Origin of the sequence: Nostoc sp. ChiVER01, from assembly GCF_034531155.1 — a bacterium.
In the GTDB taxonomy this organism is placed as follows: Bacteria; Cyanobacteriota; Cyanobacteriia; order Cyanobacteriales; family Nostocaceae; genus Nostoc.
Map to the genome: position 1 here is coordinate 1 of NZ_JAVRBS010000012.1, position 19308 is coordinate 19308.

Annotated in this window: 15 protein-coding genes and 1 pseudogene; 7 read left to right on the top strand and 9 right to left on the bottom strand. The window is 40.9% G+C overall.

Going from position 1 to position 19308, the window contains the following annotated elements; genetic code table 11:
* Positions 1-168: 168 nt before the first annotated feature.
* The 4 genes and pseudogenes from RMY00_RS16895 to RMY00_RS16910 all read right to left on the bottom strand — a co-directional run.
* Positions 169-282, bottom strand: a pseudogene (locus RMY00_RS16895) (PsaJ protein); the annotation flags it as partial.
* A 235-nt stretch (positions 283-517) separates the two neighbouring features.
* Complete coding sequence (locus RMY00_RS16900) at positions 518-1312, bottom strand: Tab2/Atab2 family RNA-binding protein (protein WP_322648634.1); 795 nt, start codon at positions 1310-1312, stop codon at positions 518-520.
* Between the two features lie 322 nt (positions 1313-1634).
* Complete coding sequence (locus RMY00_RS16905) at positions 1635-2588, bottom strand: heme o synthase (protein WP_229553424.1); 954 nt, start codon at positions 2586-2588, stop codon at positions 1635-1637.
* A gap of 276 nt (positions 2589-2864) precedes the next feature.
* On the bottom strand, positions 2865-3821 hold the full coding sequence (locus RMY00_RS16910) for a heme A synthase (RefSeq protein WP_322648635.1): 957 nt from the start codon (positions 3819-3821) through the stop codon (positions 2865-2867).
* A gap of 404 nt (positions 3822-4225) precedes the next feature.
* Between RMY00_RS16910 and RMY00_RS16915 the strand changes: the two genes are divergently transcribed.
* The 5 genes from RMY00_RS16915 (at position 4226) to RMY00_RS16935 (ending at position 11158) form a co-directional block, all read left to right on the top strand.
* On the top strand, positions 4226-5311 hold the full coding sequence (locus RMY00_RS16915) for a cytochrome c oxidase subunit II (protein WP_322648636.1): 1086 nt from the start codon (positions 4226-4228) through the stop codon (positions 5309-5311).
* 67 nt (positions 5312-5378) lie between these two features.
* Positions 5379-7115 carry a cytochrome c oxidase subunit I gene (ctaD, locus tag RMY00_RS16920; RefSeq protein WP_322648806.1) on the top strand — a complete coding sequence of 579 codons (1737 nt, stop codon included), beginning with the start codon at positions 5379-5381 and terminating at the stop codon, positions 7113-7115.
* Between the two features lie 122 nt (positions 7116-7237).
* A complete protein-coding gene (locus RMY00_RS16925) occupies positions 7238-7864 on the top strand; it encodes a cytochrome c oxidase subunit 3 (RefSeq protein ID WP_100898841.1) in 627 nt (208 codons plus the stop codon).
* A gap of 820 nt (positions 7865-8684) precedes the next feature.
* Positions 8685-9854, top strand: coding sequence for a serine/threonine-protein kinase (locus RMY00_RS16930; RefSeq protein ID WP_322648637.1), 1170 nt, complete (start codon positions 8685-8687; stop codon positions 9852-9854).
* 230 nt (positions 9855-10084) lie between these two features.
* On the top strand, positions 10085-11158 hold the full coding sequence (locus RMY00_RS16935; protein ID WP_322648638.1) for a PstS family phosphate ABC transporter substrate-binding protein: 1074 nt from the start codon (positions 10085-10087) through the stop codon (positions 11156-11158).
* A gap of 95 nt (positions 11159-11253) precedes the next feature.
* Here the strand turns inward: RMY00_RS16935 and RMY00_RS16940 are convergent, their stop codons facing one another.
* Together RMY00_RS16940 and RMY00_RS16945 are read right to left on the bottom strand one after the other, a co-directional pair.
* Entirely contained in the window at positions 11254-11826 is a 573-nt protein-coding gene (locus RMY00_RS16940; protein ID WP_322648639.1) for an REP-associated tyrosine transposase, read from the bottom strand.
* A gap of 140 nt (positions 11827-11966) precedes the next feature.
* The gene (locus tag RMY00_RS16945; RefSeq protein ID WP_322648640.1) at positions 11967-12077 is read right to left on the bottom strand and encodes an element excision factor XisH family protein; all 111 of its coding nucleotides are present in this window, start codon (positions 12075-12077) and stop codon (positions 11967-11969) included.
* Positions 12078-12676: 599 nt separating this feature from the next.
* Here RMY00_RS16945 and RMY00_RS16950 point away from each other — a divergent pair.
* The gene (locus RMY00_RS16950; protein WP_322648807.1) at positions 12677-12994 is read left to right on the top strand and encodes a hypothetical protein; all 318 of its coding nucleotides are present in this window, start codon (positions 12677-12679) and stop codon (positions 12992-12994) included.
* Between the two features lie 105 nt (positions 12995-13099).
* Complete coding sequence (locus RMY00_RS16955; protein WP_322648641.1) at positions 13100-13474, top strand: hypothetical protein; 375 nt, start codon at positions 13100-13102, stop codon at positions 13472-13474.
* On the opposite strand, the gene RMY00_RS16960 is transcribed toward RMY00_RS16955, so the two are convergent.
* The 3 genes from RMY00_RS16960 to RMY00_RS16970 form a co-directional block, all read right to left on the bottom strand.
* Entirely contained in the window at positions 13439-15199 is a 1761-nt protein-coding gene (locus tag RMY00_RS16960) for a tetratricopeptide repeat protein (protein ID WP_322648642.1), read from the bottom strand. The genes RMY00_RS16955 and RMY00_RS16960 overlap by 36 nt on opposite strands.
* Positions 15189-16481 (bottom strand): ATP-binding protein, encoded by a 1293-nt coding sequence (locus tag RMY00_RS16965; protein ID WP_322648643.1) that lies wholly within the window; start codon positions 16479-16481, stop codon positions 15189-15191. Before RMY00_RS16965 ends, RMY00_RS16960 begins: the two co-directional genes overlap by 11 nt.
* 502 nt (positions 16482-16983) lie before the next feature.
* Positions 16984-18645 carry a multicopper oxidase family protein gene (locus RMY00_RS16970; protein ID WP_322648644.1) on the bottom strand — a complete coding sequence of 554 codons (1662 nt, stop codon included), beginning with the start codon at positions 18643-18645 and terminating at the stop codon, positions 16984-16986.
* Positions 18646-19308 lie beyond the last annotated feature (663 nt).

The following is a 19308-nucleotide window of genomic DNA, read 5'->3' on the forward strand; positions in this document are numbered from 1 at the left end:
TGATGTTGCTCCTGTGGCAATGAGCGCTCCTGCTATCAACGGTTAATTCTAAGCTTTAGCTAAATTAAAAAGCGCTCTCCTGCAAAGGAGGGCGCTTTTTAGTGTCAACAAAAATGTTACTAACAATGAAATAGTGATGAAAACGGTTTTAAATCATCATCGCTCATGTCATGGCATAGGATGAAAAAGAAGATCAGGTAAAAAATAATTAAAAATCGCCCAGGTAGAGAAGGCAATTGATACAAAAATAACGGCAACAATAGCAGCAAGGGAAAGGTACTTAACGAAATAGTCTTTATAGTCTTTTTGGTCGTTTGGTTTTTAGGCTGGAGAAATATTAAATAAATTAGTAATATGAAATACAAAAAATATTTTTTTACTTCAATAATTTTTAGTACATAAAATTACTATAAATAATTTATATACACAAATATAGAAGCAATATTCTCATTGGCTTATTAGAGAAAAGCGATCGCATTTGCCTAACTTTAAGCACAAATATTATTGGTAATTAATATTAATCTTCTGCCCGCAATAACCAAAAGCCGCTATAAGTCATCCCGGAATCATCGGGTTGAACTAATAAAAAATGCAATCCTCGGCTTTGCTTTTTTCGTTGTTCAAATGTTTGAGCTGCTGTTGTAACTTCTGGGTCTTCAAAAGTAGCAACAATCCATCTGTCCACTAAGCCAGCTTCTAATATTAAGCCGTCTGGCGCGCCAGATATGTAATTCAAGCCTACGGGACGGGCTTGCTGCAACCACCGCGCTAGGCGCATCGATTGCCGTCCACCATAAATTACTACACCAGGGACAGGTACTGTTGACGCTAAACCCAAATTGATGGGTTTTCGATGTTCTGGGATGTGCAAAATGGGAATGGGGCGATCGCTAAAACTCGTTTCCACATCACTAGCAGCTAAACTTGCAAAACGCCATTGTTCTCCCCAGAGATTTTCTGGTAATGGTGCTGGAGGTGGTTTATCGAGGGTTGAGGGATACTGCTTTTCTTGTAACCACTGCTTCAACGCCAAAGTATGGCGGGTAGGTTCGACATTTATACTTAAATTGCGTCCCGCCGCCTCAATTAAACTTAGAGACTGAGGACGAAATACCTGAATCACATCTGGCAATTTTTCACCTGCGGCTAGCTCAAGTTGAGCAGCAACCCAATTAGAATTTGCTGCTGACTGGAGACAGCTAGCTTCATATTCAAAGCTGCGAGTTGCATCACAAATCAACAACTCCCATAAAATTTGTCCAGATGCATCTGGTAATGGACGACGATAAAAATCAACTTGCCAAGTTTTCATTATGTGGGGAGTGGGGATGAGGGAGCAGGGGAGGCAGGAAAGTGGAGTAAAGACTTGTTCACGAGTATCAAAGACTCATTCTTATTCCCCATGCTCCATACTTAATTTAACGTGAGTTCGACGGAACTAAAAAATGGCAAAAGGTAGTACAGGTAAATCTTTTGGGTAAATGTCAATCGAGGTTTTTTAAGCAAGTAGGTATAAGCAGCTAAACTAGCCATCAAATTAACTAAAAAGTTAAATGGGCTACGATGACGAGAGTGAACTTCCAAAAATGCGATCGCGCCCCTTTACCAAACGCGATCGCTAAATTTTCCATCCCCTATCCAATAAAATGCAGATGATTACTCACCGCACTAATTAAATTATGGGTAACGGGAAGACTATCAACTACCATCCCCAGACACAACAGCATCATGTAGGAGATCGAAAAGAGAAACAACTCTTTAGCTACAGCACGATCCTCTGGGTTGTGCAACAAACGCCAAGATTTGTGGATAAATAATCCTCCCAGAATTAGGGCGATCGCAGCATAAAGAATTCCACTCGCGCCCAAAGGATAAACCAATAACACGGTTGCAAATACTGTTACCAGCGTATAGTACCAAATCTGCTTCACAGTTGCCGTAGTACCTTCAATCACAGGTAACATTGGTATCCCAACTTTTGCGTAGTCATCTTTAATCATCAGAGCTAGCGCCCAGAAATGGGGTGGTGTCCATAAAAAGACGATGGCAAAAATCAGCCATGCTGACCAGCTTAATGTCCCCGTGACAGCAGCCCAACCCACTAAAGCCGGAATCGCCCCAGCCGCACCACCAACAACGATATTCTGAGGGGTGTGGCGTTTTAGCCAGTGGGTATAAACCAAAATATAAAAGACGATACCAGAGAAAGCTAGCAGCGCGGCTAACAGGTTGGCAAATACTGCCAAGAGTGTAAAGGAAATCGTTGCTAGTGCGATCGCAAAAATTAGAGCATCGCGCGGCTGTACCTTACCGGATGGCATCGGACGATGGCGCGTCCGCTCCATGTCATAATCAATATCCCGGTCATAGACACAGTTAATCGTCTGGGCGCTTGCAGCAGCCAATGTGCCACCAGTGAGAGTTACTAGCAACAGCAATGGGTCTACTTCACCCTTAGCAGCAATCCACATACTCCCAGCCGTAGTAATCAAAAGCAACGGAATAATCCGAGGCTTGGTTAGCTGGTAGTAACTTTGAATTACCTGTAAAAATGTTCCGTGGTGGCGAGAGACATTAGTCTCAATCATTTTGGCTCTGGTTCCTTATTTTTCAACAACTTACAGCAGAATTCAGGAGTCAGGATTCAGAAGTAAAACAGGTTTTATACCTGGCTTTGAGACGCAAGCTTGTGTACAACACTTCCTTGAAATCTGCTGTATATGCAGCCCCCGCTCTAGCTGGCTCTTTCAGGCAAATGAAAACACAGACGCATCATCAGGGCTGATTTAAGAGTAGAGACGCGATTAATCACGTCTGTACAAGAGTCAGGATTTCTTTTCCTGCTCCCTCATCTCCTCCACTCCCTACTCAGCACGGGCTAAACGCCCCGCTTCCGCTAACAGTACTCGTGACTCAGCACTCACAGAGTCACGCAGGGCAAGAACTGTGAAAACCACCAAAGTACCCAGCAAAGTAGCTCCTATAGCTTGGTGAGAGACGGTGAGAGGCTCGACTTGGAGATGTAATTTGAAAGTGGCGAATCCCAACAAGATTTGTAAGGTTAGTAATGCACCAGCCAAATTTGCCAGTCGCCGCAAGGCTGGATGTAGTGCTGGTGTCCGCCAACAGATAAATACCATTGCCAATGTTGCCACTGTTGGCGGCACCAAACCAGCAATATGGCTGTACATTACCGTACAAAGTTGAGAACCGCCGAGGCATTGGTGCAGCGCCCAGCGAGAGCCTACCAAAGCACCTAGCAGACTTTGCAGGTAAACCAGAACAGCAGCAGTTAAACCAACCCAAGGCAACTTACCAACAGTTCCAGTGCCCTGATAGGGAGTAAGTGCTGTGCCGATAATCAGCAGGGTGCAAAAAAACAACAGTGCCGTTCCTAAATGGGCGGTAACGATATCAAACCGCAACAGTTCGGTAACGGTGAGTCCCCCTAAGATGCCTTGGAAGACAATTAAAAATAGGGCGAATGTAGATGCCCAAGGCAGCCATCTGGGTAAGAAACGACGATGCCACCAGGACAAACCGAAAAGTGCGATCGCGCTTACACCAATTAAAGCTGCATCCAATCTGTGAAACCACTCCAAAAACACTTGGAGATTCATTTGCTTGGCTGGCACCAGTTCGCCATAGCATAAGGGCCAGTCTGGGCAAGCAAGTCCAGCATTCATCACACGGGTGGCGCTGCCTATTGCCATCAAAATTAAGGTGGCTATGCATATTTTCCACACCAAGCGACGAATCATTTCCTTGGGTTTTTGCTGCTCAACTGCCGCTTCATTTTGTTGTAGGACAAATTCGCTCATGAATGATACCTTCTGCCCGTTCTTGGTGGCTCTCTTAAAATTTTCAATTTTCTTTTAGTGTCCCATCTCCACCCTAGCGTATAGGCTAAGGGTTTATAGATTAGCACTCACTTATACTTTGAATCACTCCAGAAAGGTTTTGCCTGAAGCTTTAGGTATTTTTCAAGATGTGAAAAATTGATTAATCACAATTAATTTAAACATTCTAAATTTTTCCTTAAATTTTTTTACTGATTCCCATCTATTTTTGGCGTTGTATGATAGTAAACTCATACTCAAAATTAGTGAAATAGCCAAAAAAATTAATAAAAATTTCAGACCATTCTCCCCCATGTCTGACAGCCTAGACTACCTTAGTAAGTGAGCAGCTTTAAGATAACGTAGTAAATTCAATTAAGTAAGCCGTGAAGATTCCAAGTTCAATCTGGACATTACTCATTGGCATCGTGCTAACGCTAGTCAGCCTTTGGTACGGTCAAAATCACGGTCTGTTGCCAGCAGCAGCCACGGATGAAGCCGTATTGGTTGATGGTCTGTTCAACGCGATGATGATCATTTCTACAGGTATATTCCTGCTCGTAGAAGGTATTTTAATTTACTCTGCATTTAGATACCGTCGGCGTGCAGGTGACAATCAAGACGGCCCACCAGTTGAGGGCAATGTACCTCTAGAAATTCTCTGGACGGCGATCCCAGCAATTATCGTTATCGGTATTTCTGTTTACAGCTTTGATGTCTACAACGAAATCGGTGGCTTTGATCCCCATGCTATTCATGAAGCGCCGATGATGAATCAGGAGTCAATGGCAATGCCTGGAAGTGCGATGGCGGCAACTTTAAGTGATACTCCTCCTAGCACCGAACCCAACCTCAATCAAGAAAAATCTGATGAGGCAATGCAAGACCCAGCTACCGCAGCAGTTCGTAATGCTGATCAAATTCCCCAAAAGCGGAATGCTCCTGGTGTTGGTAGTGTTGCTCCGACAATTGGGGGAACTCCTGATAAAGCAGGCAAACCACCAGGATTACAGGTCAACGTCACAGGTCTACAATATGCTTGGCTTTTCACCTATCCCGAAACTGGTATAACTACAGGTGAAATGCACGTACCCATCGGGCGAGAAGTGGAAATCAATATGACAGCCAACGATGTCATCCATGCCTTTTGGGTGCCAGAGTTCCGTCTAAAACAAGATGCGATCCCCGGTAGGCAAAGCGAGATTCGCTTCACTCCCAAAAAAGCAGGAGACTATGCCTTAATCTGTGCTGAACTTTGTGGCCCCTACCACGGTGCAATGAGAGCAACAGTAGTCGTTGAGCCGGAAGAAGCCTTTGACAAATGGATGCAAGAACAGCTAGTTGCCAGCAAAGAAACACTAAATCAAGCCGTTGCTCTTAACAGTGCTGATTTATCTCCAAATGAATTTCTCGCTCCTTACACCAAGGACATGGGAATTAAACCAGAAATCCTCCATCAAGTTCACCATTAGTCAATATGTTATTTAGTCAAAATCCAATGACTAACGACTAATGACTAATGACCAATGACTAATGACTATGACCCAAGCTCAAGTGCAAGAAACTGCCAACGCCCCTGCTCTTGATGAGGAGCTAGGGAGCAGAAAATGGCAAGACTACTTTAGTTTCAACACCGACCATAAGGTGATTGGGATTCAATACCTAGTCACTACGTTCATTTTTTACTGTATTGGTGGGGTGATGGCTGACTTGGTTCGTACAGAACTGCGAACCCCGGAAGTCGATTTTGTCACCCCTGAAGTCTACAACAGCTTATTTACGCTGCACGCCACGATCATGATTTTCTTGTGGATTGTGCCAGCAGGTGCGGGTTTTGCTAACTTCCTGATTCCCTTGATGATTGGGGCAAAGGATATGGCATTCCCACGCTTGAATGCTGTTGCCTTTTGGATGATTCCCCCTGCGGGTGTATTGTTGATCGCTAGTTTAGTGGTAGGCGATGCACCGGATGCGGGTTGGACTTCCTACCCTCCCCTGAGCTTGGTAACAGGTCAAGTAGGTGAGGGAATTTGGATTATGAGCGTCCTCCTACTAGGTACGTCATCGATTTTAGGGGCAATCAATTTTCTCGTTACCTTGCTCAAGATGCGTATCCCTGGTATGGGCGTTCACCAAATGCCCTTGTTCTGCTGGGCGATGTTTGCTACCTCAGCATTGACTTTGGTATCTACACCAGTGCTAGCAGCTGGTTTAATTCTGCTGGCTTTTGACTTATTAGCAGGAACGACATTTTTTAACCCGACTGGCGGTGGCGACCCAGTTGTGTACCAACACATGTTCTGGTTTTACTCCCACCCAGCAGTTTACATCATGATTTTGCCCTTCTTTGGAGCAATTTCAGAAATTATCCCCGTGCATTCCCGCAAGCCGATTTTTGGCTATAAAGCGATCGCCTACTCATCTCTGGCTATCAGCTTTTTAGGGCTAATTGTCTGGGCGCACCACATGTTTACCAGTGGTATTCCCGGTTGGTTGCGGATGTTCTTCATGATCACCACCATGATCATTGCCGTACCCACAGGAATTAAAATTTTCAGTTGGTTAGGAACCATGTGGGGTGGAAAAATCCGGCTTAACACTGCCATGCTGTTCGCAATGGGTTTTGTTGGCACCTTTGTGATTGGCGGGATCAGTGGCGTAATGTTGGCAGCAGTGCCTTTTGACATTCACGTTCACGATACCTATTTTGTAGTGGCACACTTGCACTACGTTCTATTTGGTGGTAGCGTTCTCGGCATTTATGCGGCGATTTACCACTGGTTCCCGAAAATGACGGGACGAATGGTGAACGAGTTTTGGGGTAAGGTTCACTTTGCCTTAACAATTGTCGGTCTAAACATGACCTTCTTACCAATGCACAAGCTGGGATTAATGGGCATGAACCGCCGCATCGCCCAGTATGACCCCAAATTTACCTTTCTCAACGAAATCTGCACTTATGGCGCTTACATACTAGCAGTTTCGACATTCCCCTTCATCATCAATGCGATTTGGAGTTGGTTATACGGCGAGAAAGCTGGTAATAATCCTTGGAAGGCACTGACCTTAGAGTGGATGACGACATCACCACCTGCGATCGAGAATTTTGATCAAACTCCAGTACTAGCTACAGGCCCCTACGATTACGGCTTGGAAAAAGCTGACGAAGGTGTACCTTTATCTGATCCCGACCCAGTCTTGTCTGGTGGCCCAAACTCAGTATTGAGAGCAAAACCCGATCCAGCCGTTGCTGCTAATCCCGAAGACCGCAAATAAAGTAATGAGTTAGGAGTGATAAGTTATGAGTTTAATAAAGTTGTTAGTTCAAAATTTCTAACTCCCAACTCCTAACTCCCACTCCCCACTCCCCACTCCCCACTCCCCACTTATAAAAATTCATGCAAAGTCAAACTATTGACCCAGCTAAAACCGAACTAAATCATCACCACGCGGCGGAAGCCTCCGTCGGCCATCACGAAGAACATCCAGACCATCGGATGTTTGGGCTAATTGTCTTTCTGATTGCTGAAGGGATGATTTTTATGGGGTTGTTCGGAGCCTATTTGGCTTTCCGCGCTACCTTACCCGCATGGCCGCCAGCAGGTACTCCAGAATTAGAACTACTGTTACCTGGAGTCAACACCATCAATCTAATTTCTAGTAGTTTTGTCATGCACAATGCCGACACTGCTATTAAAAAGAATGATGCGCGGGGTGCCCAGATTTGGTTAGCAATTACGGCTGCAATGGGTGCTATCTTCTTAGTGGGTCAAGTATATGAATATACCCATTTAGAATTTGGTTTAACTACCAATTTATTTGCTAGTGCATTTTACGTTTTGACAGGTTTCCACGGATTGCACGTTACTATCGGCGTTTTGGCAATCGTTGCCGTGTTATGGCGATCGCGCGTTCCGGGTCACTATAGTAATGAAAAGCACTTTGGTATTGAAGCAGCTGAAATCTATTGGCACTTCGTTGACGTAATTTGGATTATTCTGTTCGGATTACTATATCTATTGTGAGTATTAATTATTAGTTGTTCATTCCACGCGGACAACTTAATAAGCCCCCACTAGGGGGCTTTTTTCATTACTAGAATGCTACAGTTGCAGTTAACTACCTTAAAATCACATTATTTTATCTATAAGCTAGCAGCAAAATCTAAATTAGGACTGTTTCTAGAAAACTAGATATCTAAGAAGTTATCTAAAACATTGTTATGCAACTGAGTTATTGCAAGTCATAGTGCCGTGAATAAAAGGTGGGAAAGGTCGGAAAAGTTGGATGTTTTGTAGAAACTATTGAATCAACCTAAAAGATTGACAAGTTATACCTATTTACGTAAAAACTCATCATTCGATATTTACCCCAAAAGCTTACCTGTTGCTCTTGCTCTTTTTTAGTTTCGTCGACTTTATGTTGGTTGATATTACAACGCGATCGCCCTCAGTAATACCTAAAATCTGGTAACATAATTTTAGTGGACGTTGTAAAGATACTTATGCCACTGTTACAGGTTTTGTCAGCAATCAGTCCTAAGATTCAAATAAATCTCCTGACTCCTGAATGTCGTCGTCTGCCGACAGTTATAACTACTGTGGGCTAGTGTTAAATTTACTTAAGTGGTAAAATTTATAGTAACTATTACAAAAACAAATTTTTATATTAAGATACGCATAAAGGTATGAAATAAACCACTCAAGCGGCCAATTATAAAATTCCTCAAAAGCATAGGTAGTCTGAGAAGCTGATAGCCACAAATACTAACAAATATAGTGGCAGGCATTCATAACCTCACCCAAGCTCTGAATGGTCAGTAAATTAACGAGTAGTATACGCCACATGAGCCAGAACCCTCTAGTTAGAAAAAAACTCCGAAGTCGCTTTGAAACAGTCAAACTGTTTCAAAGCGGAGGCTCTGGTAATACTTACTTGTTATCAGGTAGTAGACGTAAAAGCCATCAATACTCCCTGGCTAGAAAAACACTTCGGAATCGCTTTGAGATTGTCAAACACTTAGGAAGTGGTGGTTCTGGTGATACCTACTTAGCTTTAGACCTAGATTTACCAGGACGACCCAATTGTGTAGTTAAACATTTTCACCCAAAAGATACCAATCCTGCTGTTCTACCCATCGCTAAAAGCCTATTTGATCGGGAAGCGGAAGTTTTATACCAACTAGGTAACGACCACGACCAAATTCCTAGACTATTTGCCCATTTTAATGAAGATGGGGATTTCTATTTAGTTCAAGAATTTATTGACGGTCATGCATTGACTCAAGAAATTGTACCAGGTCAGCCCCTTAGCGAAAATACAGTCTTAAATTTATTAAAAGATATCCTAGAAGTTCTGTCCTTCGTCCACCAAAATAACATTATTCATCGGGATATTAAGCCCCAAAATTTAATGCGGCGGCACTCAGATCAGAAGATTGTGCTAATTGACTTTGGAAGTATTAAAAAAATTGGTGCTTTAGGAGCAGGCTTAACAATTTCTGTTGGAACTCCTGGATATATGCCAAGCGAACAGGCTAAGGGAAAACCAAGACTTTGCAGCGATATTTATGCAGTAGGGATGATTGGTATTCAAGCTTTGACAGGTTTAATGCCTGAACAACTACAAGAAGATCCTAATAGTGGAGCAGTTCTCTGGCGCGATAAGGCACAGGTAAGCGATGCTCTGGCAAATATTTTAGATACGATGGTTTGCGATCGCTATAGCCAGCGTTACCAATCTGCCACAGAAGCTTTGCAAGCGCTTAATTCCGATCTGGTGTTGTCAGAGTCCTTACAATCTACTGCCATAAACCAAGACACTGATGATAGTTATTTTTTAAGTTATAAAAATTTTATTTTGCTATTGGGAATAGGGCTTGGTACTATCACTAGTTTGATAGTAATAGTTTTAATCTATACATTTATTAATACAGGTACATCACCTCCAAACCAACCTACTCAATTAAATAATTTTAGAGAAAAATTGCTTGAGCCACGGTTCAGTAATTATTAACGTCAATGACCTAATAGCTAAATCAGCAGCTAACAGAGGAGTCTATAAAAGCAATTCCACCATTGCAAAGACTATAAAAGAGGAAATTGAACCTTAATACATTGAGAAAGACTTAGATCATTTACCAGCAATCATAAAATCCCCTATTAACTGGCTTATTCAAGATTTATTCTCAATCTAAATATTTATAGATTCCTGTAGGATAAATATAATAAACAACATTTAAAGACATGGACAATACAAATCAAAGAAAAGCTTTAATTAACGGTGAAATTGGCCTCTTTTTGAGAGGTTTAATTATTGGGAAAGTGCTGACACTTATGGTTATTGGCGGACTGCTATGGTGGTTACTCAAGCCGAATTTATTGTCCCGCAACAGCGTTAATTCCTCTAATCAAAATTTAAACAGCCTCTCTAGTAGTGCATCAACCTTCCAGACAGTTACTGATGTTCCTAATGCGTCATTTAACTACGGAGGCAGTACAGCTTGGGCATCTATCCGGCAATTGGTAGATTCTCAGATCCAGAGCGATCGCCCAGAATTACAATTACGCTATGTAAACCCTGTTAGTGGTAGCCCTGGTTCTAGCTCCGGCATTCGGATGTTGCTTGATGGGAAAATAGACTTTGCTCAGTCTTCCCGTCCCCTAACAGATGAAGAACAAGCTATGGCAAAAGAGCGAGGCTTTACCCTTGAGCAACGTCAAGTAGGTATGGATGGAGTAGCAGTAGTAGTCAACCCATCACTTAATGTGCCTGGTTTAACTGTTGACCAATTGCAGCAAATTTATTTAGGCAAAATTACTAACTGGAATCAAGTAGGTGGGCCAAACCTAGCCATCACACCTTTGTCTCAAAGACCAGAAGACGCGGATACAGTCATATTCCCTAGCAACAGCAACTTGAAGGGGCAAGCATTTGGCTCTAATGTGCAGTATGTCTACTCTACTACAGAGGCAGTGCGCCAACTGAGTAAAACTCCTGGTAGTGTTTATTACGCTTCTGCCCGTTCAGTATTACCTCAATGTAGTGTGAAGGCTTTGCCATTGGGTAGCACTTCTAGTCAGCTAATTGCTCCCTACCGCGAACCTCTGGTGTCACCTGAGCAATGTCTACGTCAGCGCAATCAGCTAAATACTCAGGCTATAAAAGATGGCAGCTATCCCTTAATCGCTAACTTGTTTGTGATTATTAAGCAGAATAAAGGTCAAGAACAGCAGATTGGAGATGCTTATGCCAAGCTTTTATTAACTGATGAGGGACAAAGGGCAATTGAGCAAGCTGGTTTCGTCGCAGTTCGCTAGTAGAGCGATGTCTACGACGGGCTACGCCTACGCACTTTCCACTACGATTATTCAGATCCCCGACTTCTTTAAGAAATCGGGGATCTTTAGTTAGGCTAATCATCCAGTAGCAGTCTTTTGAAACCAGGACTATCAGGTAGGTTATGATCCGTTAAAAATTGCTGATAAGCTAATTCTGACTCAGTTTGCATCTTGATATACTCTGTTTTGGCTAGTGTTCCTCCTCGTAATCCTGCATATTCCAAATAGCTGGAAAACTCCCATTCTTCAGGTTGCTGCACCAGTTCTGCTTTCACCGGATTTAAATGAATATAACGTGAGAGGTTGAGAAGATAGTCAGTTTGTAAAATATGAATACTTTGAAACCTTCCCTGAAATAGCACCCCAGAACGATTGAAACGCTTATTAATTGCCTTTGTGTAGGAAAGAGAGAGGGATTTCATTGCATCAGACAGAGTTTCATCTCTTAGATAGATCAAAAGGTGATAATGATTAGGCATTAAACAGTAAGCAACAATATCTACTGCATTAGTTATCAAATGTTCCCTTATCAACCGGAGAAAATAAATATAGTTCTCACGCTCAAAGAAAATCTTTTGGCGATTGTTCCCCCGATTATAAACATGGTAAAAGTTGCCAGTTTGCAGAGGGGTTTGTCGTCGCGGCATAGGCAAGAATATGAGATTTTGCTTTAGTATGCCCTTTCAATCCAATCAGATCCCTAATCCAATCAGATCCCCGACTTCTTAAAGAAGTCGGGGATCTAACTTCGTTCTGCGGCAATGGTATTTTCAGCCGCTAAATTTATTTATAGTTTAATTGCTTTACTAATACGAATTGTAAAAGGATCGTGAGTAATTATCCACCCATCTTTTATTAATGCTTTTTTTACCTGTTGATGGAAAACATCTTTAGCCATTTTGCTATCTCTAGGTTAGAGCCTCAAAATGAAAATATCTCATTTTGTATGATATTTTAGCGTTTAGCTTAACCCAAAATTAGATTTTTGTTCTATGCAGTGCGATCGCACTCCCATTGTTCTGCATTGCTGCGGCGAGTTTTACGACACTTTTCAAATATCCAGCCGCTTGTCGTCAGACATCGCATTTGTTCTTAAACTCCAACAGCTAACGATCCGATTTCTGATAACGCAATTATTTATATAGTGTAAATATAGTGTAAATCTGGCTTGGGTAAAAGCCGATCGCTACTCAAATAAAAACTAAACAATTAAGAAATTTATTTTCTTTAACAAAAGAGGAATAATCAATTTTCTATGCATCATTTATTGCCGTTAAAATTTGAGAGTTTTTATTAATAATTCTCCAAATAGTAGTTGACAAGTATAAAATTATACTTTAATATCTAAATATGATAAAGGCGATCGCCCAATCCCACAAAGAAAACAGCGATCGCTCTTATCTAAACCCCAAAATCGATAAAGGCGATCGCCTCATCCCGGAAAGAAGTGTGCGATCGCCCTTATCTAAACCCCAAAATCGGAGTATGAATACAATAATGGCACAATTGAAAAATTCCGCCCAGCCGGCCCCTGCGGGGGAGTCAAAAGTCAAAAGTCAAAAGTCAAAATTAGAAGAATATCTGCGTGGGGGCGATTCCAGTCCACCCATCAGCAATCAATCGTCTGAGAGTTCATTTCCCAAGAGAGAACGGATAAAGCATCTACTCATTGGTTCTCCCAAAGCCGTTACCAGCACAATCCACTATTTACAGGTAATTGGCTACGCCAGTGTTGGTGACTGGAGTTCACTGCAACCAACTGATAACCCAGATGAGGTTATGAGCATTTTAATCCGTCAAATTCTCATGCAATAACCCAGATGTAGAGACGTTGCATTGCAACGTCTCTTAAAAATGCCCAAGTTGCCGCAAGCAGGTTTGTGTCTAGAATGAGCATAAGCACTGTTAGGAAAAGCCTTTATGTCATTACAAGAACTCAAAGAACAAGCTTTCAAATTGTCTGTAAGCGATCGCTTTGCCCTGATTAGTGCCCTGATTCAATCTTTACAAACTGCTAGCCAAACAGAAGATTGGAAATATTTAGTCACACGTCCTCACCCTTGGCGACGACAACTTTATATTAAAGGGCGACTTCATCAAGCTGAACCAGTTCATCCAGGTATTTTGGCAGTCTATCAAAACTCGGACTCATCAAAAAACATGAGCTATCAGTCAATTGTTGCAGCAATCTTCAATCTTGAGGCGATGAGCTATGTGCTTAAAAACCAGTTCGTTATTCTCAATCAATCAATGGAATTATTAACTTCTCCCCATTTCCACCGCAAGTTTTTCTAAATTCTCCCGCACAGCCACACTACGAATATGATTAACACCCCAGACTCGTTCACAAATATCTAAAGCTTGCAAATAAAGCGGTTCTGCTTCGCTGTAACGTCCAGTTTCACGATAAATCTCTGCCAGATTATTGAGACTTTCAGCAACATTGGGATGATTTTCTCCCAATAGGTGCTTATCAAGTTCTAAGGCTTTTACACATAAGGGTTCCGCTTCATTGTAACGTCCCTGCTCCCTGTACATAAAACCAAGAGCATAGATAGTATCTGCTAAAAGCGGATGCGCCTTTTGTAATAAACGTTCCTTAAGTTCCAACGATTCCAAAAACAAAGATTCGGCTTGATCGTAGCGTCCTTGAGCACGGTATATCAATCCTAAATTGTGCAAATCTGTTGCAACATCAGGATTGTCTTCTCCCAAAAATCGCTTATCTAGTTCTATTGCTTGTAACGACAACGGTTCAGCTTCACTGTAACGTCCTTGATGATAATAAAGTAGCGCTAAATTATTCAGTATAAAAGTGAAAGAAAGATGATTTTCGCCAACCAAACGTTTTTCGAGTTCTAATGATTGCAGATACAGAGGCTCTGCTTCTTCATAACGTCCTTGTTCATCATATAGTAATGCCAAATTATTAAGACTGGCGACAACATCGGCATGGTTTTCTCCTAACAGGTGTTTCCTCAGTTCCAAAGCTTCTTGATATAAAAGTTCTGCTTTAGTATATTGTCCAGTAGATTTGTAGAGTCCTGCCAAATTATTCAGACTAGTAGCAAAAGAAGGATGATTGTCTCCTAACAGGCGTTTCCTCAATTCCAAAGCTTGTTGATATAATGGTTCGGCTTCGCTGTAGTGTCCTGTTGCACGATAGATTCCTGCTAAATTGTCGAGGCTAGTAGCTAAATCTATCTGCAAACCCGATTCATTTTGTAGCTCAATCGCCTTACGCCAATACTTTATTGCTAGTTCTTGTTCTTCTTGATAATTCTGAGACTCACCCCGCTCTAATCTGCTGCGGTAAATATCACCTAATCTTGAGTATAAAGTAGCCAAACTGCGGTCTTTAGTTCCCTGTTCTTGTTCTACTTTCTCAATTAATCCTTGTAAATCTTGGATGGGCAAGAAAAAGGAGTTATCTTCATTAGTATCTGTGCTGGCTAATTCCGTATCTCTAAAAACAAAACGTATATGTTCTAATTCTTTACCAGGAATAGCATTCGTCTTTTTAGATTCAAACCGAAATACACCATTGCGCCAACTCCAAAAATCAGGAGCTTTTTTAATCAGATTAACTAAAATTTGATTAGTTACCCAAAGCACGATCGCAAACGGAAACTCGCGCAATCCTTCCCTTGTCCACTGTAAGTAACCAAAAAATTTCTCCTGTTCCGATTGCTCTTTTCCCAATCTCAGAAAATAAAGTTGTTCAGCGCCCGTCACAGTAATTATCGCCGGGTTCTGCTGACGGAGATATTCTTCTTGTTGTAGCAGTTGATTAAGCGCAGCTTTTAGGCTCGGTTCCTGGCGTGCTAAAGTTTCTCGATATGCACGGAAAGTAGGTTCTAGTTCGGCTTCATACTGGGCAATAATCTCATCACGAAAGCTAGCATCATCGCAAACTGCAATCAGTAAATTTAATCCCCGCTTTTGAGCTTCAATAGAAACAATTAAATCATCATACGCATCTTGATTTTCTCCTTCATCAAACAATTCTTCATTTAACATTAATCGCTCCCTGTCTTCTCAAGCTTTCGATAATAATTGGATGAACATCGTACCAAGTTTCATCAGTGCGATATTCTAGAACATACAGCCCATGTAGCAAATCCAAAAACTCTGCTTGTTTGGGGTCATTGGGCATAAATTGTTCATAAACACTCTGCAAAATATCTGTATCAACTTTTCCTAAACGTATAGAAAAGTCATTGCGAATTTTATTGATTGCTTGCAGGAGAATTTTATCATCAATAATAACTTCGGCTGTGGGATTTCGCCGGATCATTCGCAAACATATACGGCAACATTCTTTAGAAATCCGAATTAACTCTCGCAATACGCCACCACTGTAAATTACAATTTTTTCAGCAGTTTCTGCCGTGATTAAGTCACTGGAAATTCGCTTTTGTAAAACTTCACCGAGAATATTTGTTGCTTCCGGGCGAGGTTGAGCATTGGGGAAGCGATTTTTACCTTTATCAAAAATTTTTAACACAGGCATTGCCACAACTTGATCGTTGGTTTCAGTGGCAATTATTGTGCTGATAAATGTTTCTCGAAGGACTGCGATCGGGATAGTGTAGATGATTTGAAAGTTAGGTTGACAAAGAGCTTTAATGTTATCTCGATAAATCTCATTAACTCTGCCTAAATCCAATTTATCTAAATCATCAATAATTACTAAAACATTTTGTTTAGTCGCAGCTTGAATTAAAGCAGCTATTTCATTAATTCTAGCAACTAAATCTGATAACTTGCGTTCAAATTCTTGCTTAATTTCATCCCGAACGCTAGCATCAGCTTTTAATTTAGAACTAATCAACTTTAATAGGTCAAAACCTACACTAGCTTCTACCTGCAAATTTGATTCTTCAGTCCGAGTGCGGGTAGCAAACCACTTATAAAGAGCTTCTTTAGTCGATTGCGGAATATCAACTTTGCGTGCTTCTGCCTCTGTCATTAAATTAACTGCGATCGCAAACAGTATATTAATATGATTAACCGCCGACATTTCAATTTTGTCAGCAATAGAAAATAGAACAACAAAATATTTATCTTGAATTTGCCGGCTAAATTCAGCTAATAAAGTAGACTTACCACATCCCCGATGTCCTGTAAAGACAATTTTGCCATCTCCATTAGGACTATCTTCCACTAATTGATTCAGGTCTGCAATCAAATCATCACCATATTCGACTCGAAATCTTTCCATTTCGTTCTGTTCCATCAACGGAAACAGTTCGAGATTACTGTATGCTTCTTGAAAGGAGTTTAATAAGTCTTCTGACATAGATAGTGCCGTAAACGTGCTAACTATTCATATAATGGCTCATGATTTTTGAAGCACAAGTTCAGGCAATGTCTAGGATAGAGTCTGCCTACATAAGTTTTAAAATTCCGTTAATAAATAACTACTAGGTGAGTGGTATGTTATGTCTTAAAAATAGATGTCATAATACCCAAACTTCAACCGCTCAATAAGTATCAGAGGTCAATAATCAATAAGACTGAATCATAGATTATACATTCAATAATTTAAACTGAATGATAGATTATACAGATAAAATAGTGAAAGCTACTTAACATATAAATAAAATAAAATTTTAAGTTAGAAAAATAAATTTTTAGTGTAGTTTGTCTTATCCCCCTCTAGCCGATGCAATGTAGCTGTTGTTACTAATTTTGTTCTATACATAAACCGCGAAAATCGAAAGATTAAGATACCCGACTTCTCAAAGAAGTCGGGTATCTTATTGTTCACGATTGATTTTGACTGCTATAGCTCAAGTCCATTATTGAATTATTTGAACGAGTTTCATCATTCCTTGATCTTCGTGGTCTAAGATATGGCAATGGAGAACGAATTTGCCAGGAAATGAATCATAACGGCTCTTAATGATTTCATCTTTACCCTGTCTCACTAAGAGTGTATCCCGCCAAATTACCTCGTCGTTTCCATTAGGATCTTTTCGAGTGTACTGGAAGGGATTAACGTGAATATGGAAAGGGTGATTAACGAACGCTGACTTGAGAACCCACTCATCAGCTTTTTTAAGTTGCAAAGTGATGGGGTTGGGGTCATTGATATCAAATGGTGTACCATTGACCATAAACTTAGGGGCTTTTTCATCAGAAAATTGATTAGGTAATTGAATATCAAACAGGACTTCTTGGCGTCCATCTATTCTAGTAATGTCTGGTGGTGCATCTTTTTGTTTTGCCTTTAATAAATCCGCTAAGAATTTCTTGCTTCCTGGCAATTCTGGGTTAGTATCATCATTTAGTTTTACAGGATTACCTTCTACTATCACCTTAGCTAGTACTTCTTCATCTTCCGGAACGCCTAGTAGTGATTTTTCCGGCGGTGTAGCAACGTCTACAAGTTCGTACTCTTGAACTAACGGATTTCTAGGACTAGGAAATTGAACTAGCACATCGCTACGATAGCCAGGTTCAAGTTCGAGGGTTGACCAAGAATCAATTGTGCCTAGCGCAATTCCATCTATAGCAATTTCATGAAGTTTAACTTGGGTTCTAATTCTTTTAGATATGGATACAGGTCTGAGTGACAGATTCAAGGCATCACGAACACCAGCATGGATAAATCGCCAACGTTGCATTTCTCCAGGCTTTATTCTGATTGTTGGATAAATTTGACCATTGATGGTAGTTTGACGACCTGATAAAGACCACGCAGATTGATTCAAGTCCATTCCAAAACCGTTGTAACTTTCATCTATTTCGCCTTTGGTATCATAAGTTATTTGCTGAAATACAAATATCTTATCTTCGGCGTTCTTAATTGCAGGTATTTCGTCCAGTCCACCACCTTCAACAATTATCGCTCCCACCATTCCACTAGACACTTGTAAAGCAGTTGAACCATGTTTGTGGGGATGATACCAAAATGTACCTGATGGATGATTGGCAGGTAATTTAACACCAATATTGTAATTAGGGTCTGGGTCTGTATCCGTTTCTTTTGGCGGCATTTCCTTCAGCACATTATCAGAATTACCTGTCGATAAAACATGAAGTCCGTGGGTGTGTATGTTAGTCGTGTTGAAGCCGTGAGGCTTATTCATATTTATTTCTTGTTTCGGCTCTGGTGGTAGGGTGTTAATCAGGTTAATACTGATGAGGTCATTTGGCTTAACACGCAGTGTCGGCCCTACTAGCTTGCCGTTATAAGAACGAAGTTTAACTTTACATCCAGCAATTTCTGTTGTTTCTTTGTCAGTGTACTGAACTTTTAAATCTACTTTTAAGCTTCCATTTTGAGAGGAAACGGACTCTGGATTAGCAAATTCTTCACCACCATATTTGTCAAGGTTAATTAGCTGGAAAGCACAGGGATCAAGTTGTGATTTTGCGTAGGAATCAGATATTGGCGCGAATGTCAAGACAATTGCTAAAACAAATGCACTGAAAAGACGGATGATGCGTTTTTTCATAATAGTAGATGCTGAAGAAGGTAGTTTTGCTGAAGAGATGCAATATGGTAGGGGTCTGAATGCCCACCATATTGCATCGCACCAAATCAAAGATTTTGCTAGGAGACAGGAGATCCTTTACTCTTAAACTTTCTCAGTAACCGCAAAGGAATATTCGCATAGCGTCTCTTAAAGAACAGAAGAAAACACTGCTTTACTAAGTGTTAGATTTCAGGTAATACTTAGTTGTACTGTTTGACACTATTGTAAATTGGGCTACATGATAAACAACAGAGTGTAATCCTAGCTGAGGATTGAGGGTAGACAGCTAAATCGTGACCAGATAAGCTTTCACGGATAGTTAAGCATTGCTATGTCTCCAGTAAAATGCTTAGTAATTTAAAATGCTGCTAATATCCTATATTTATATTGCGGTATAAAATATAAAATATCATTTCCAAAATCTAAGTTTGTGGTGAGTAACTTAGGTTACTAAATTTACAGGGTTACACCTTTTATCCAATGCTCAAATCTCATGTACGGTTAGGAGACGCGATAAATCGCCGTCTCTACAAGGGATCTATTATTTATTGACAGAATACTAATTAAGCACTAATAAACTTGCTTTTGCGACATCAAAACCTGCTTTTGCGACATCAAAACCTGCTTTTGTGACATCAAAAC